The sequence below is a fragment of the Mesorhizobium hawassense genome (assembly GCF_003289945.1).
In the GTDB taxonomy this organism is placed as follows: Bacteria; Pseudomonadota; Alphaproteobacteria; order Rhizobiales; family Rhizobiaceae; genus Mesorhizobium; species Mesorhizobium hawassense.
In genome coordinates, this window is sequence record NZ_QMBP01000004.1 from 1 (window position 1) to 14,840 (window position 14,840).

The 14,840-nt window shown below is 64.0% G+C and carries 15 protein-coding genes and 1 pseudogene; 7 read left to right on the top strand and 9 right to left on the bottom strand.

Going from position 1 to position 14,840, the window contains the following annotated elements; translation table 11 throughout:
• Positions 1-222 (bottom strand): annotated as a pseudogene (locus tag DPM33_RS10195) (helix-turn-helix domain-containing protein); the annotation flags it as partial.
• Positions 223-294: 72 nt separating this feature from the next.
• A complete protein-coding gene (locus DPM33_RS10200; RefSeq protein WP_112097311.1) occupies positions 295-1,515 on the bottom strand; it encodes an alanine racemase in 1,221 nt (406 codons plus the stop codon).
• A 210-nt stretch (positions 1,516-1,725) separates the two neighbouring features.
• Here DPM33_RS10200 and DPM33_RS10205 point away from each other — a divergent pair, with 210 nt between their 5' ends.
• Positions 1,726-2,646 (top strand): DMT family transporter, encoded by a 921-nt coding sequence (locus DPM33_RS10205; protein WP_112097312.1) that lies wholly within the window; start codon positions 1,726-1,728, stop codon positions 2,644-2,646.
• 387 nt (positions 2,647-3,033) lie between these two features.
• Here the strand turns inward: DPM33_RS10205 and metF are convergent, their stop codons facing one another.
• The gene (gene metF / locus DPM33_RS10210) at positions 3,034-3,951 is read right to left on the bottom strand and encodes a methylenetetrahydrofolate reductase [NAD(P)H] (RefSeq protein ID WP_112097313.1); all 918 of its coding nucleotides are present in this window, start codon (positions 3,949-3,951) and stop codon (positions 3,034-3,036) included.
• A complete protein-coding gene (locus DPM33_RS10215) occupies positions 3,951-4,958 on the bottom strand; it encodes an ArsR/SmtB family transcription factor (protein WP_112097314.1) in 1,008 nt (335 codons plus the stop codon). Before DPM33_RS10215 ends, metF begins: the two co-directional genes overlap by 1 nt.
• A 140-nt stretch (positions 4,959-5,098) precedes the next feature.
• On the opposite strand from DPM33_RS10215, the gene tsaA reads away from it, so the two are divergent.
• From tsaA to DPM33_RS10230, 3 genes are all read left to right on the top strand, one after another.
• Positions 5,099-5,605, top strand: a complete 507-nt coding sequence (gene tsaA / locus DPM33_RS10220) for a tRNA (N6-threonylcarbamoyladenosine(37)-N6)-methyltransferase TrmO (RefSeq protein WP_112097315.1) — start codon at positions 5,099-5,101, stop codon at positions 5,603-5,605.
• Entirely contained in the window at positions 5,602-5,916 is a 315-nt protein-coding gene (locus DPM33_RS10225) for a DUF2293 domain-containing protein (RefSeq protein WP_112097316.1), read from the top strand. The genes tsaA and DPM33_RS10225 overlap by 4 nt, the downstream gene beginning before the upstream one ends.
• Before the next feature lie 85 nt (positions 5,917-6,001).
• Entirely contained in the window at positions 6,002-6,961 is a 960-nt protein-coding gene (locus DPM33_RS10230) for a D-amino acid aminotransferase (protein WP_112097317.1), read from the top strand.
• 49 nt (positions 6,962-7,010) lie between these two features.
• Here DPM33_RS10230 and DPM33_RS10235 read toward each other — a convergent pair whose 3' ends face one another.
• Positions 7,011-7,625, bottom strand: a complete 615-nt coding sequence (locus tag DPM33_RS10235) for an MOSC domain-containing protein (protein WP_112097692.1) — start codon at positions 7,623-7,625, stop codon at positions 7,011-7,013.
• Positions 7,626-7,630: 5 nt separating this feature from the next.
• Positions 7,631-8,347: a TetR/AcrR family transcriptional regulator gene (locus DPM33_RS10240; RefSeq protein WP_245442099.1), complete on the bottom strand. Its 717-nt coding sequence runs from the start codon at positions 8,345-8,347 to the stop codon at positions 7,631-7,633.
• A gap of 23 nt (positions 8,348-8,370) precedes the next feature.
• Here DPM33_RS10240 and DPM33_RS10245 point away from each other — a divergent pair, with 23 nt between their 5' ends.
• Positions 8,371-8,790 carry a tautomerase family protein gene (locus DPM33_RS10245; RefSeq protein WP_112097319.1) on the top strand — a complete coding sequence of 140 codons (420 nt, stop codon included), beginning with the start codon at positions 8,371-8,373 and terminating at the stop codon, positions 8,788-8,790.
• 92 nt (positions 8,791-8,882) lie between these two features.
• Complete coding sequence (locus tag DPM33_RS10250; RefSeq protein ID WP_112097320.1) at positions 8,883-9,449, top strand: methyltransferase family protein; 567 nt, start codon at positions 8,883-8,885, stop codon at positions 9,447-9,449.
• A gap of 15 nt (positions 9,450-9,464) precedes the next feature.
• Here the strand turns inward: DPM33_RS10250 and DPM33_RS10255 are convergent, their stop codons facing one another.
• The 3 genes from DPM33_RS10255 to ettA form a co-directional block, all read right to left on the bottom strand.
• Positions 9,465-10,586 (bottom strand): beta-ketoacyl-ACP synthase III, encoded by a 1,122-nt coding sequence (locus DPM33_RS10255; RefSeq protein ID WP_112097321.1) that lies wholly within the window; start codon positions 10,584-10,586, stop codon positions 9,465-9,467.
• 241 nt (positions 10,587-10,827) lie between these two features.
• Positions 10,828-11,595 carry a trans-aconitate 2-methyltransferase gene (gene tam, locus DPM33_RS10260; protein ID WP_112097322.1) on the bottom strand — a complete coding sequence of 256 codons (768 nt, stop codon included), beginning with the start codon at positions 11,593-11,595 and terminating at the stop codon, positions 10,828-10,830.
• A gap of 41 nt (positions 11,596-11,636) precedes the next feature.
• Positions 11,637-13,286 (bottom strand): energy-dependent translational throttle protein EttA, encoded by a 1,650-nt coding sequence (gene ettA, locus DPM33_RS10265; protein ID WP_112097323.1) that lies wholly within the window; start codon positions 13,284-13,286, stop codon positions 11,637-11,639.
• Between the two features lie 263 nt (positions 13,287-13,549).
• On the opposite strand from ettA, the gene DPM33_RS10270 reads away from it, so the two are divergent.
• Entirely contained in the window at positions 13,550-14,827 is a 1,278-nt protein-coding gene (locus tag DPM33_RS10270; RefSeq protein WP_112097324.1) for a GGDEF domain-containing protein, read from the top strand.
• Positions 14,828-14,840 lie beyond the last annotated feature (13 nt).

The window sequence follows — 14,840 nt, forward strand, 5'->3', positions numbered from 1 at the left end:
GGCACGGTGCGGCTCCAGCACCCTCTTGCGATGTCCACCCATCTTGCCAGGCGCTATCGAGCCGGTCGCCTGATGGCGCTGCAATAACTTCACCGCCGTTGAATTCGCAATACCGAACCGCTTGGCAGCTGACCGGCGGCTCTCGCCGCTCAAAACAGCCGCCACAACCCGCTCGCGCAGATCGTCGGAAAGAGGTCGAACCATCTGATGCTGGCCTCCAATCCAGCCAGCATCTTGAATCACAAATCCAACCGAGCGGGAATCCCTTCCGATTCAATCAAGCGGTGAAACGCTCTAGTCCGCCATGGTCTCCAGGCTCGCGAACCCTTGCGGCGCGTCGCCCTCGTCGAAGGGTGTCGTCACCTCGACGAATGTATCTGGGAAGAAGCCGTTGAAGCGTGTCCTGAGCGACAGCGAGTAGGCCCCTATATGGCCGATCTCGATCCAGTCGCCGGTGTCGACCGTTTCCGGCAGCCAGAATGGCCTGGACAGGATGTCGACGGAATCGCAGGTCGCGCCGCAGACCTTGAACGGCACGATGGTGTTTTCGTCGCCGTTGCGCGTGCGGATTGCGGGATCGGGGATGAAGCGCGCCGGCAACGTGATCTTGCCGGTCCACGAATCCGACAGCGACGCCCAGATGCCGTCATTGATGTAGAGCCGCTTTCCCTTGCGCAGCAGCACCCGCACGATCAGCGACAGGCAACGCGCTACGATCACGCGGCCGGGTTCCGCCACCAGCGGTATCTGGTCGAACTGATACTCTTTCAGGTCGCCGGCAAGCCGCGACATCAGCTGGCCGAGCGACGGCATCTCGACCAGCTTGCGGTTGGGATCGTGGCCGTATTCGGCCGGAAAGCCGCCGCCGACATCGAGCCCGGCGATATCGAAGGTCAGCCGGTTGCGCACCCAGTCGGCCGAGGCCAGCGCCCGTTCATAGGTGTCGGGATCCTCGATCTGGCTGCCGACGTGGAAGCAAAGACCTACCTTGTAGCCGGTGCGGTTGAGCCGCTCGGCAAGCTCGACCGCGTTGGCCGGGCCGGCGCCGAATTTCTTCGACAGTTCGTAAGCCGCGTGGCCCTTGGTCTGGATGCGCACGAAGACGGTGATGGCGCCCGGGTCGATATCGAGCGCCCGCACGACGCGCGTCAGCTTGGTGATCTCGTCCTCATGGTCGAGCGAGATCACCCGGATGCCGTATTTCTCGAGCGCCAGCTTGATGTCCGACTGCGCCTTGACCGGATGCATGTAGAGCATCTCGGCATCCGCCGAGACAGCACGCACGGCCGCGAACTCGCCCGGCGAAGCGACGTCGAATGTGCCGACGCCGGCTTCAACCAATGTCCTCAGCACAATCTGCTCGCCATTGGTCTTCACCGCATAAGCGGTCTTGCCGGGAAACATGCCCATGAACTGCAAGGCATCCGCCTTCAGCACCTGCGGGCGAAAGCAGTAGACCGGATCGTCCGGACGAAGCGCCAGTGCCGCCTCGCGGGCATTTTCGAATCGCTGCATTGACGAATCCTCAAGTCTGGAGCGCGCACAATTAATCCTAGCTAGCCGCCAAAGAAAACAGTTCTGTGTCTGGCCATCGCGCGCGGCCGGCGCAAGTCTTTGCCGACGCTAAACCAGCGGTCAGGATTCGGGTGGCTCTTGCTGTCGAACCCGATATCGGTTGGTGTTTGACGGGCTGAGATTGCGGTCAGCCCCCGGGAGGAACAAGACATGTCCACCATAGCCGGCGCCGCGCCGACGCGCGGACCGATGGCGCTCAGGGATTGGGCGCAGCTTCTCTTGCTCGGCGCAATCTGGGGCGGTTCGTTCTTCTTTGCCCGCATTGCCGTATCCGAGATCCATCCGCTGGCGCTGGTGCTGTTCCGCGTCGCCATCGCCGCGATCGCGCTTCAGCTCTATCTGGCGATTCGCGGTCCTTCCTTCCGTCTCGCCTTCCCGCATGCCGGCCTGTTCTTCCTGCTGGCGCTCACCAACAACGTCGTCCCCTTCTCGCTGATCTTCGCCGGCCAGACGCAACTCGGCGCCGGCGTCGCCTCGGTGCTCAACGCCACGACGCCGTTCTGGACACTGATCCTGGCCAACGCGCTCACCACCGACGAAAAGCTGTCCTGGAACAAGCTGGCCGGTATCGCGCTCGGTGTTGCCGGAACGGCGGTGATGATCGGCCCCGGCCTGCTTGCTGGGCTTGGCGGCCCGGTCTGGGCCAAGTTCGCGCTGATCGGCGCCTCGCTTTCCTACGCCGTCGCCCTGATGATCGCGCGCCGCTTCAAGGGCGTGCCCTCGCCGGTGATCGCCACCGGACAGCTGACCGCATCGACCATCATCATGATCCCTGTCGTGCTGATCGCTTACGGCCCGGCTGGGCTACTTGCCGCTTCTCCGTCGGTCTGGGCGGCCACGCTGGCGCTGGCGCTGCTTTCCACCGCCTTCGCCTACATCCTCTATTTCAATCTCGTCGCCTCGGCCGGCGCCACCAATGCCTCGCTGGTCACTTTGGTCGTGCCGGTCAGCGCGGTGCTGCTCGGCTTCCTCTTCCTCGGCGAGCGGCTGGCGGTGTTCGAGATCGGCGGCATGACGCTGATCGGACTCGGCCTCATCACCATCGACGGACGGCTCTTCGGCAAATGGTAGCGGTGTCATGCCACACCGCCGCCACAATTTATTCACAACCGCGGAGGCGGTTTTTGCCGAAGAGTTTCAACGGCTAACGGTAAATTCGAAGTCGCAAATTCCACAATCATGTCGCAATGCAGCACGTTTTCCGCTTGCCTGTGGCACAAATGACCCTAGACTCCTGTCATAGCTCTGAAAAGGAGGCTATGGCATGGGACTGACGAGGCCAATCAACGCTTTGATGATTTGTGCCGCATTCGCATTCATCGGTGCCCTTATCATAGGCGTTCTTCCCTGACCCGCCAAAGCCGGGAAGACCAAGCACCGAGGATAGTCCAAACAGTTCGAGAAGGCCGGGTTCGACCCGGCCTTTTCCTTTACAACTGACTCCCGTCGCCGCTCGCCTCAAGCCGCTGCCGAACCGGCCGCCTCTGCTTCATGCGAGCGGATGCCGATCATGTGGCAGACGGCGAAGACGAGGTCGGCGCGGTTCATCGTGTAGAAATGGAAGTCGCCGACGCCACGCTCGACCAAGTCGAGCACCTGCTCCGCCGCCACGGCCGAGGCCACGAGCGCATGTGTCTGCGGATCGTTCTCCAGCCCCTCGAAACGCTCGGCCAGCCATGCCGGCACCAGCGCGCCGCAGCGCGACGAGAAATTCGCGACCTGGGTGAAATTGTGCACCGGCAGGATGCCCGGCACGATCGGGATGTAGATGCCGGCGCGCCGCGCGCGCTCGACATAGCGTTCATAGAGATCGTTGTCGAAGAAGAACTGGGTGATCGCCCGCGTCGCGCCATTGTCGACCTTGCGCTTCAGCATGTCGATGTCGGTGGCGAAATCCGGACTTTCCGGATGCTTTTCCGGATAGGCCGAGACCGAGATATCGAAATCGCCGGCGCTCTTCAGCGCGCCGACCAGTTCGGCGCCGTTGGCGTAACCGTCCGGATGCGGGCGATAGATGGTCCCCACACCGGCCGCCGGATCGCCGCGCAGCGCCACGAAGCGCTTGACGCCCATGTCGGCGAATTCCTTGATGACGGCGTCGACCTGGTCTCGCGCCGCGTCGACGCAGGTCATATGCGCCGCTGGCGTCAGCGTCGTCTCGTTGAGGATGCGCTTGACCGTGCGCGCCGTGCGCTCGCGCGTCGAGCCGCCGGCGCCATAGGTCACCGAGACGAATTTCGGCTTGAGCGGCTCCAGCCGGGTGACCGTGTCCCACAGCCTTGCTTCCATCTCGTCGGTCTTCGGCGGGAAGAACTCGAACGACACCCTGACCTTGTCGCCGATGTCGGGGCGGCGGGAAAAGCGGAATTGGTTCATCAGGCTGTTTCCCTTACTGGCAAAGAATCGTTGGACGGGTCGGCGATCAGCAGGCGGCGGTCACGGCCGAGCCAGAGTTTGACGGTGAGCCTTGCTTCGTTGCCGCCGCGCGGCTCGAATTCCTGGCTGTCCTCGAGGTCGAGCCCGGCCTCCGCGAACCACTCCGAAATCTGGCGGTCGGAGAAACCAAGCCGCATATGCGCATGCTGGTCGCGCAGAAATTCGAGCGCGTGCGGCGCGAAGTCGACGACGATCAGCCGGCCGGACGGGCGCAGCAGCCGCGCCGCCTCGGCGATGGCGCGGGCCGGATCGTCGAGATAGTGCAGCACCTGGTGGATGGTGACGAGGTCGAAGGCGTTGCGCTCGACCGGCGGCGAGAAGATGTCGCCCTGGCGCACCTGCGCATTGGCGACGCCGGCCTTGTCGAGATTGGCGCGCGCGACCGTCAGCATCTCGCGCGACATGTCGATGCCGACGCCGCGCCGGTAGAGCGGCGCGAAGATTTCGAGCAGCCTGCCCGTGCCGGTGCCGAGGTCGAGCATCGACTGGAACGGCCGCTTGCCGACCAGCTTGAGCAGCGCCGCTTCCACCGCGCGGTCCGGGACGTGCAGCGAGCGGATGTGATCCCAGCTCGCGGCGTTCTCGGAGAAATACTCGGCGGCGCGGTCCTGCCGCTTGCGCTTGACCGATGCCAACCTTTCCAGATCGCGCACCACCTGCGGATCGGTTTCGCTGATGCCGGAAACCAGACGCTGCACGAAGTCGCGCGAATTGTCCGTATCGGTCAGCCTGAAAAAGGCCCAGGATCCTTCCTGGTAGCGACCGATCAGCCCGGCATCGAGCAGCAGCTTCAGATGGCGCGAGACGCGCGGCTGCGACTGCCCGAGGATCTCGGTGAGGTCGGAGACGGTAAGATCGCCGCGCGACAGCAGCACCAGAATGCGCAGCCGGCTGGATTCGGCGGCCGCCTTCAATGTATCTACCATTGTGTCGAGCGAGACATGCATGAGCGGGTTCTCGTTGAAAGATATAAAGATATGTTTATGTCGATTTTGAAACTCTGGCAAGCACCTATGTCGCTTCCGGACAAGAAAATGGCGCAGCCGTGATCCGCGCCGGGCGGGCGGCGCTCCAGAGGATGAAGAGGATGTTTGAGACGCGCGAAGGTGAAACGCTTCTTGCAACCGATCCGGCGCAACTGCGGCCGGACGGCCATGTCGTCTTTGTCGGCCGCATTGTTTCGCCCTGGGCGAGCCGCGAGGAGTGCCCCAGGAACATGCGTGCCGCCCGCGAATCCGGACGGGCCGCGACCGTCCTGATCGACGAGCCGTATCGCCCGGGGCTGCGCAACCTCGACCGCGCCAGCCACGTCGTCATCCTGTCCTGGCTCCAGCACGCGCCGCGGAATCTGATCGTGCAGAAACCGCGCCATGCGGCTGAACCGAAAGGCGTTTTCTCGCTGCGCTCCCCTGCCCGGCCGAACCCTGTCGGCCTGCATGTGGCAAAGCTCGTCGCGCTCGACATCGAGGCCGGCCGGGTCGAGATCGACGCCATCGACGTGCTGGACGGCACGCCGGTCATCGACATCAAGCCCTATTATGCTTCGACCGATGCCTTCCCCGAAGCGACTATTGCCGGACGCGACGAGAAATGAGCGCCCCCACCGGCCGCCGCCGCGCCATTGCCAAGGCGCTGACCGCGCTTTTGCCGCTCGCGCCCTATGCCGACATGGAAAAGATCCGCACAGAGGCCGGTTCCGTGCACATGAAGACCTTGCCTCCGACGATCGCGGTGTGGCTGGCAACCATCGCCCATATCCGCCATGCCCATACCGATTACGAAAAGCTGCTCGCCGAAGGCTACGATCGGGATTCGGCGCGTTTCTTCGTCATCGAGCAGACTAATGTGGTGCTCACCCGCTGGAGGGCGACGCGGCTGCTCGAGGAGGACGACGAGGACGAATGAGGCCAAGCAGCGCTGCCTGCGTGGCTCTACTGCATCCGCGACCGGACGCTAGCCTGCCTCGCCGGAACACTCGAGGAGGAATGAAATGAGCCAGGCCGCCGCCACGCCAGCCAAGCCGTTTCCCTTTCTCTCCGGACGCCATCTCGACCCGCATGCCTATCCCGACGGCGTTGCCTTCCTCGACGGGCAATATTTGCCGATGTCGCAGGCCAAGGTCTCGGTGCTGGACTGGGGCTTTCTGCATTCCGACGCCACCTACGACACGGTCCATGTCTGGGACGGCCGCTTCTTCCGCCTCGACCTGCATCTCGACCGCTTCTTCGGCGGGCTGGAGAAGCTGCGCATGACGACCCCGTTCGATCGCGACGGCGTTGCCGAAATCCTTCACAATTGCGTCGCGCTGTCGGGCCACCGCGCGGCTTACGTCGAGATGCTGTGCACACGCGGCGCCTCGCCGACCTTCAGCCGCGATCCGCGCCAGGCAATCAACCGCTTCATGGCTTTCGCCGTCCCGTTCGGCTCGGTTGCCAATGCCGGGCAATTGCGCAATGGCCTGCATGTCGCGATCAGCGACAAGGTGCGCATTCCGCCCGCCTCGATCGATCCCTCGATCAAGAACTACCATTGGCTCGATCTCGTCCGTGGCCTTTACGATGCCTATGACCGCGGCGCCGACACCGCGCTGATCCTCGACTTCAACGGCAATGTCGCCGAAGGCCCGGGCTTCAACGTCTTCTGTGTCAAGGATGGCAAGCTGTCGACGCCCGCGGTCGGCGTGCTGCCCGGCATCACGCGCCGCACCGTGTTCGACCTGTGCGCCGAGGCCGGCCTTTCGGCTTTGGCCGCCGATGTCAGCGTCGCCGCGCTCAAGGCGGCTGACGAGGTCTTCATCACCTCGACTGCTGGCGGCGTCATGCCGGTCACGACGATCGACGGCGCGCCTGTCGCCGACGGCAAGGTCGGTCCAATCACCGAGCGGCTGATGGCGCTCTATTGGAAAAGGCATGAGGATCCGGCCTGGTCGAGCGCGGTGCGCTATCCCTGATCTGCCCGGAACACTCGGCCATGCCGCCCTGCACGGCGTGGCCTCCCCCTCACCGATAGATCCACTGCTCCGGCACGCGCACGGAAATCTCTTCGCCGGCTCTTATGACGCCCGGCTTTTCGACCCAGGCGACAAGGCCGCGCTGCCGTTTCGCCTCCTTCGGGAAGAGCAGCGCGGTGGCGTCATGATCCGCGGCGCCGACATGCTCGGCGATCGATTTTCCTGCGAACCGACACGGCTTGTTCTGGCCGTCGACCTTGAGCGTCACCCCGCCCTTGAAGAACATCAGCGAGCCGGCCGGCAGCATCGAAAGATGCAGCACGCCTTCGACCAGAAGATTGGCCCCGATCCATTCCGGCCTGATCTGCTCGAGCCCCATGCGTTGCGCGACGATGGCGAGCTCGTCGGCGGCGACAAGCGACAATTGCCGCTCGTTGCGCATCTCGGTGCCGCGCGGATACCAGGGCTCGCGCCCGCCGGAACGCCGCGTCGTTCCGCCATGGAAGTCGCCGGCGATGCCATCGAAGCCGAGCTGCAGCTCCTCGACCGGCCTCGTCTCGAAATGATCGTGCGGAGCGGCATAGAGCGCCGCTGCCTTTGCGGCCAGCTTGCGGCCGGGCACGATGTCAGCGGCGGATTCGGCGGTGGGAAACAGTTCCGGCATCGGTTTCATTCCGTGGGTCGAACCGCCTTTTGCACTTCGATCGCCCATGCGGCAAGAGCGGTCTCGGCCATGGCGCGCAGGTCATCGGCCGGAGCGCCGTCACGAGCCTGGATCGACATTCCGTTCATGACGCCAGTCAGATATTTGGCCAGCCGTTCGACCGGCAGACCCGCAGGCAGCTCGCCGGCCTGACGCGCTTTGGCCAGCCGCGCCGCGATCGCAGCTTCGGCCGCCTTGCGATAGGCCTTGAGCTCATCTGCCACGCCCTGCGCCTGCGGCGATGTCGCCAGCGCGCCGCTGATGAACAGGCAACCGCCGGGCTTGTTCGGCCGCGTATAAGCTTGTGCCGCCCCCATCAGCAATAACCGGATCGCCTCCTCGGCAGTCACCGGCGCGCCTAGCGCATCCAGCGCAAAGCCGATCTCCCTCTCGTGGTATCGCGCCAGCGCGCGGCGGAACAGAGTCTCCTTGTCGGTGAAGGCGTTGTAGATCTGCGGCGGCGTCAGGCCCATGGCCTCGCGCAGCATGGCAAGCGAGGTCGCCTCATAGCCGTGTTCCCAGAACAAGAGCATCGCCGCGTCGAGCGCTGCCTCCGGGTCGAACGCGCGCGGCCTGCCGCCGCGTGATTTTTCAAGGTCTTCCATAGTGATCGATACGAAACCGGTTGACTCATCGCCTCCTGGTAACGTAACAATCAATACGTAACCTGACAAGCGAACCATCCGCAGCACGAAGGAGAACCAACATGCCGATCACCGTGACCGCGCCCGAGGGCGTGCTGACCGCAACCGGGGAACGCGAAATCCTGCCTCGCCTCAGTGCCGCCCTCATCGAAGCCTCCGGGGCCACCGGGAATTCATTCTTCACCGCAATCGTCGGCGGAACGGTTCATATCCTGCCGATTGATCGCATCTATGCCGACGGCGCCAACCGACCCGTCGTCATGGTGGAATTGAAGCTGCCGAATATCGGCCTGCCTACCAACGAGGCACGCGGGGCCTTCATCGCGGCCGCCACCAGGATCGTTGCCCAATATTGCGTGCCGGGCCACCAGCCGGAGAACACCTGGATCAACATCCTCAACGCCCCTGACGGCGGTTGGGGAATCGGTGGCCGGCAATATTCGGGCGAAGCGCTTGTCGCGGCGGCAATGGCCGCAGCGTAACGGCACCGGTTTGATCACGACATTCTTACCGGCTTTGACTTTCCTTCGTCTGCCGCGCCGTCTTAAACGCGAGGCAGACGAGAGGTTCGATCATGCAGGTAGGACAAGCTGTCGCCGCGCTGTGGCTGTTCTGGCTGGTTTCCTGGCTCCTTGCCGCATCCTGGGCCGATCCGGCGCAAAAGCGGGCGGATCTCAAGGCGGAGGTGAGATACCGGATACTTTGGGTGGCCGGTACGGCGCTGCTGTTCGTGCCGGCGCATGGCTATGTCGGCCGGATGCGGCTCTGGATGCCGACGCTCGTCGAGGCCTGGAGCTGCGTTGCCCTGATCGCTATCGGCATTGCCTTCGCCTGGTGGGCGCGGCTGCATCTCGGCCGCCTGTGGTCGGCCAACGTCACCGCCAAGGCTGATCACCGCGTCGTCGATACCGGCCCCTACGGCCTCGTCCGCCACCCGATCTATACCGGCCTGCTGCTGTCGATCCTCGCCACCATGGCGGTCAAGGGTACGCTCTGGGGCGTCGCCGGCGCCGCCCTGCTGCTCGTCGGCGTGGTCGTCAAGGCGAGGCTGGAAGAGAGCTTCCTGCGCAGCGAGCTCGGCCCGGCCTATGACGACTACGCCAGGCGCGTGCCGATGCTGGTGCCCTTCGCGCCGGCTTGAAGGATGCGTTGAAATTCAAAGCATGCGCAGCAGCGCGCCGCCGATCGAATAGCCGGCGCCGAAGGCACAGATCAGGCCGAAATCGCCGGCCTTCATGTCGGCATGGTTCTCCGACAGCGCCACGATTGCGCCGGCGCCCGCCGTGTTGCCGAGCCGCTCCAGCACCATCGGCGCGCGGTCGTGATCGACGTCGTGGCCGAACGACAATTTCAGGATCATCGCATTCATGCGCGCATTAGCCTGGTGCAGCCAGAAGCGGCGGATGCCCTGCGGTGTCAGCCCGTGCTCGGCCAGGAACTCGACGATGAACTTTTGGCCGGCGACGGTCACTTCCTTGAACACCTTGTTGCCGACCTGCTTGATGAGGTTGCCCTCCAGGTTGATCATGTAAGGATCGTCCTGGGCGGTGCGGGTGTGGTAGCCGAGATTGGTGCGAATGTTGTTCGACATCTGCGTCCAGGTGCGGGTGTCGAGCACCTCGAAACGGCCCGGTCGCTTCTCGCCCTGCGCCAGCCCCTCGACGACCATGGCCACCGAGGCGTCGCCGAAGATGAAATGCGTCTGCCGGTCGCGGAAGTTGAGATGGCCGGTGATGATTTCGGGCGTCGACACCAGGATGCGGTTGTGCGCTCCGGCCCTGACCAGGTTGACGGCGACATGCAGCGCGGCGGCCGCGGAAGAGCAGCCCAGCCCCATGTCGAAGCCGGCGCCCTTGGTGCCGAGCGCATCCTGCATCTCGATGGCGATGGCCGGATAGGGCCGCTGATGATGCGAGGCCGAGCAGATCACCAGATCGATGTCCGATCCATCGACCCCGGCATGGGCAAGCGCTTTCCTGGCCGAGGCGATGCCGAACTCCGCCTCCAGCGACAGCGCGTCGTCCGGCCGCGCCGCAATGCGCGGCGTCATGCGGGCTGGATCGAGAATGCCTTCGCGCTCGATGACATGGCGGCTCTTCACGCCCGAGGCATGCACGATGAAGTCGCTGTCCGATTTCTGCAGCAGCGCTTCGCCGGTTGCTGCGCGGCGCACATTCTCGGTGTCGACCCAGCTGTTGAAGCTGGCGACCAGCTCTTCATTGGTGATGACGGGTTCAGGGATTTCGGCGCCGATGCCGCTGATGATGACGCGATGCATGTCCAATCCGTCTAGAGCAATTCCAGGAAAGGTGGGAACCGGCTTTCCGTCCGGAATTGCGTTGAAGCAAATAGATAGAGCGTTTCAGCGTTTTCCTGAAACGCTCTAGGCCCGGCCGTAACGGGCTCTGATGTGGGCGCGGAAATGGCCCGGCGCAACCCTTGTCGCATTTGGCCGGTTTATGCCAGCTTAAATCGGCAACCCTTGCTGGCATCGCGGCGAAACGCTTTGTCGGAATAGCTCAGGCTCGCTTGGCGACGATGAAGATGCGCGGGAAGCGTAAGAGCACCTTGCCGTTCGCCGTCCTCGGATAGGCCTTGGCGATCCTGGCCGTGTAGCTGTCGAGAAACAGCTTCTTCTCATCCGCGTCGAGCGGATCGAGAAAGGGCTTCAGGCCCGTCGCCTTGACCCACTCGACGATCGCCTCGGCATCGGCCAGCGGATGGTTGTAGGCCGTGTGCCAGATGTCGAGCCGGTCGGCGAGCGGCGACAACAGATCGTAATAGAAGGACACCGGCGGCAGCGGCCCGCGCGCGGCGCCCTCGAGCTTGGCCGCGAATGGCACTTCCGCCGCGGTCTCGCGCATCAGCTGGTGCGAAGGCTCGCCAAGATTGTCGGGCATCTGCACGGCCAAGGCGCCGCCCGGCGCCAGCAGCCCCATCAATCGCTGAAACACCGCCGGATGCTCCGGCAGCCACTGGAAGACGGCGTTGGCGAAGATGACGTCGACCGGATGCTCGGGCTGCCATTTGGCGGCGTCCGCCAGCTCGAAATTGACGTTTGGCAGCCGCGCCCTCGCCTTCTCGATCATGTCGGGCGAAGTGTCGAAACCGCTGACCTGGGCATCCGGCCAGCGCTCGACCAGAAGCTCCGTCGAGTTGCCCGGACCGCAGCCGATATCGACGACGCGGCGCGGAAAACCGACTGGAACTTGCGCCACGAGATCACGCGCGGGCCGCGTGCGCTCGTCCTCGAACTTCAGATACTGGGCGGCGGACCAGTCGGCCATTTGAGAACCTCGCTCCTGTTCGCCGCCCTTTTGGACTGATGTTACCGCGTCAGCCGCTTGTGCGTCATGCGGTGCGGGGCTGCCGCTTCGGCGCCGAGGCGGCGCAGCTTGTCCTTCTCATATTCCTCGAAATTGCCTTCGAACCATTCGACATGCGCGTCGCCCTCGAAGGCGAGCATATGGGTGGCCATGCGGTCCAGGAACATGCGGTCGTGGCTGATGATGACGGCGCAGCCGGCATAGGCTTCGAGCGCGTCTTCCAGCGCGGCCAGCGTTTCGGTGTCGAGGTCGTTGGTCGGTTCGTCCAGCAGCAGCACATTGCCGCCGTTCTTCAGCATCTTGGCCAGATGCACGCGGTTGCGCTGGCCGCCGGACAGGTTGCCGACCTTCTGCTGCTGGTCGCCGCCGCGGAAGTTGAAGGACGAGCAATAGGCGCGGCTGTTGACTTCGTGCTTGCCGAGCTTGATGACCTCGGCGCCGCCGGAGATCTCTTCCCACACCGTCTTGTTCGGATCGAGCGCGTCGCGGCTCTGGTCGACATAGCCGAGCTTGACCGTCTCGCCGATGCGGATCGAACCGGCATCCGGCTTTTCCGCGCCAGTGAAGGTCTTGAACAGCGTCGTCTTGCCGGCGCCGTTCGGGCCGATGACGCCGACGATGCCGCCCGGCGGCAGCCTGAAGGACAGGTTCTCGATCAGGAGCTCGTCGCCGAAGCCCTTGTTGAGGCCCTCGACCTCGATGACGACATTGCCGAGGCGCTCGCTCGACGGGATGACGATCTGCGTGTCGGTCGGCTTGCGGTTCTGCGACTGCTCGACCAGTTCCTCATAGGCCTTGATGCGCGCCTTGGACTTGGTCTGGCGCGCCTTCGGCGAGGACTGGATCCATTCGCGCTCGCGCCAGATCGACTTCTGGCGCGCGTCGTCCTCGCGGCCTTCCTGGATCAGGCGCTTGGCCTTGGCGTCGAGATACTTCGTGTAGTTGCCCTCGTAGGGGATGCCGCGGCCGCGGTCGAGCTCGAGGATCCAGCCGGTGACGTTGTCGAGGAAGTAGCGGTCGTGGGTGATGATCAGCACCGAGCCCGGATAGTCGCGCAGGTGCTTTTCCAGCCACTGCGTGGTCTCGGCGTCGAGATGGTTGGTCGGTTCGTCGAGCAGCAGAAGGTCGGGCTGTTCGAGCAGGAGGCGGCACAGTGCCACGCGGCGGCGCTCGCCGCCTGACAGGTTCGTCACCTCGGAATCGGCCGGTGGGCACTGCAGCGCGTCCATCGCCATCTCGACCTGCTGTTCGAGGTCCCACAGGTTGAGGCGGTCCATCTCGTCCTGGAGCTTGGCGGACTCGTCCGCCGTCTCGTCGGAATAGTTCATCATCAGCTCGTTGTAGCGCTCGATGATGGCGGTCTTCCTGGCGACGCCGTCCATGACGTTTTCGCGCACGGTCTTGGAGTTGTCGAGCTGCGGCTCCTGCGCCAGGTAGCCGACGGTCGCGCCCTCGGCCAGCCACGCCTCGCCCTGGAACTCCTTGTCGAGCCCGGCCATGATGCGCAGGATCGTCGACTTGCCCGAGCCATTGGGGCCGAGAATGCCGATCTTGGCGTCCGGATAGAAGGACAGGTGAACGTTATCGAGCACCTTCTTGGTGCCATAGGCCTTCGACAGGCCGGACATGTGATAGATGAACTGGCGAGCCACGCGCGCTTTCCCTGGAAACTAGTGTCAAGGTGGATGGGGGTTGCGCGCTATGTAGGCGATGAAGCGCCGAACGGCAATCGCTTTCGGCGCCGCAGCCGTCAAACGCTTCGCATTCGCCGGTTTTGCGCCCTGACTCCGTCCACGGCTTTTCGCCGCGGCCGGCGATGGCATGAAATCAGTGGTTAACCATTCGTCTGCAAAACGCTAAATAGGTTGGGAAATCGTGGCCATGCCGCGGTTTCGGGAAAGATCGGATCGACGACGTGCTGAACGGTGTCCTGCTCCTTGCCGAAGCGGTTCTTTATTTCGGCGCCATGGTCACGCTTTTCCGCTTCCGGCGCCGCATCGGCCTTGGCGTGTTCATCTGCGCGCTCGGCGTCATGCACTTCCTCGAAACCTATCTGGCCAGCGTCTTCTATGTCGCGCTGCCGTTCGGGCTGGTGTCGCCGGGCTCCGCCGTGCTGTTCTCCGGCAAGCTCGTCATGCTGCTGCTGCTTTATATGAAGGAGGACGCGGCGACCGTCCGCCAGCCGATCTACGGCCTGCTGCTCGGCAACGCCCTGATGATCGGCCTGGTGCTGATCCTGCGCCTGCATGCGATAGCGCCGCTCCCGGATGGCCGTGTTCCCGATATTGCTTTCATCGACGAGATGGGCTGGCTGATGGTCTGGGGCACTTCGCTGCTCTTCATCGACGCCATCCTGATCATCCTGCTCTACGAGAAGCTCGGCGCTTATCTGCGCTCGAGGCCATTTGTCCGTATCCTCGCATCGGTCGCCTGCGTTCTCACCTTCGATCAGGCCGGTTTCTTCACCGCCTTGCATTTCGTCGCCGGCGCGCCGATCGAGGTCTTCTTCGGCGGCTGGTTCGCCAAGATGGGCGCGGCGCTCGCCTACAGCGGCATGCTCGTCGCCTATCTTAGATGGGTCGAGGACAACGATATCGCCGTGCCGCGCGGCCTCTCCGATATTTTCGATACCCTCACCTATCGCGAGCGCTATGAGGCACTGATCAAATATGTCGGCCGCGACGGCCTCACCGGACTCTTGCACCGCGGCAGCTTCGATGCCGACGGCGAGTCCGCCGTCTCCGCCGCCATCAGGATCGGCAAGCCGCTCAGCCTGCTCATCGTCGACGTCGACCATTTCAAGTCGATCAATGACCGCTTCGGCCACGCCGAGGGCGACAAGGTGCTGAAATCGGTGGCCGCTCTGCTGGCCGAGACGGTTGGCGGCAACGACCAGGTATTCCGCATCGGTGGCGAGGAATTCGCCGTTCTGACGCAACAGTCGCATGCGCCGGCCAGGCTTCTCGGCGAGACCATCAGGAACGCGACCAAGACCTCGGCGCATACCAGCCGCTTCAACATCACGGTGAGCGCCGGCGTCTCCACCGTCAGCGAGACGACGCAGTCTCTGGCCGACATCTTCGCGCTAGCCGACCAGCGCCTCTACAAGGCCAAATTGAGCGGCCGCGACCGCGTGGTCGGCGAACCCGGCAGCGAGGCGATCATCCTGCAGGCGGCCCCGAGAACCGCCTGACCAAATAACAACT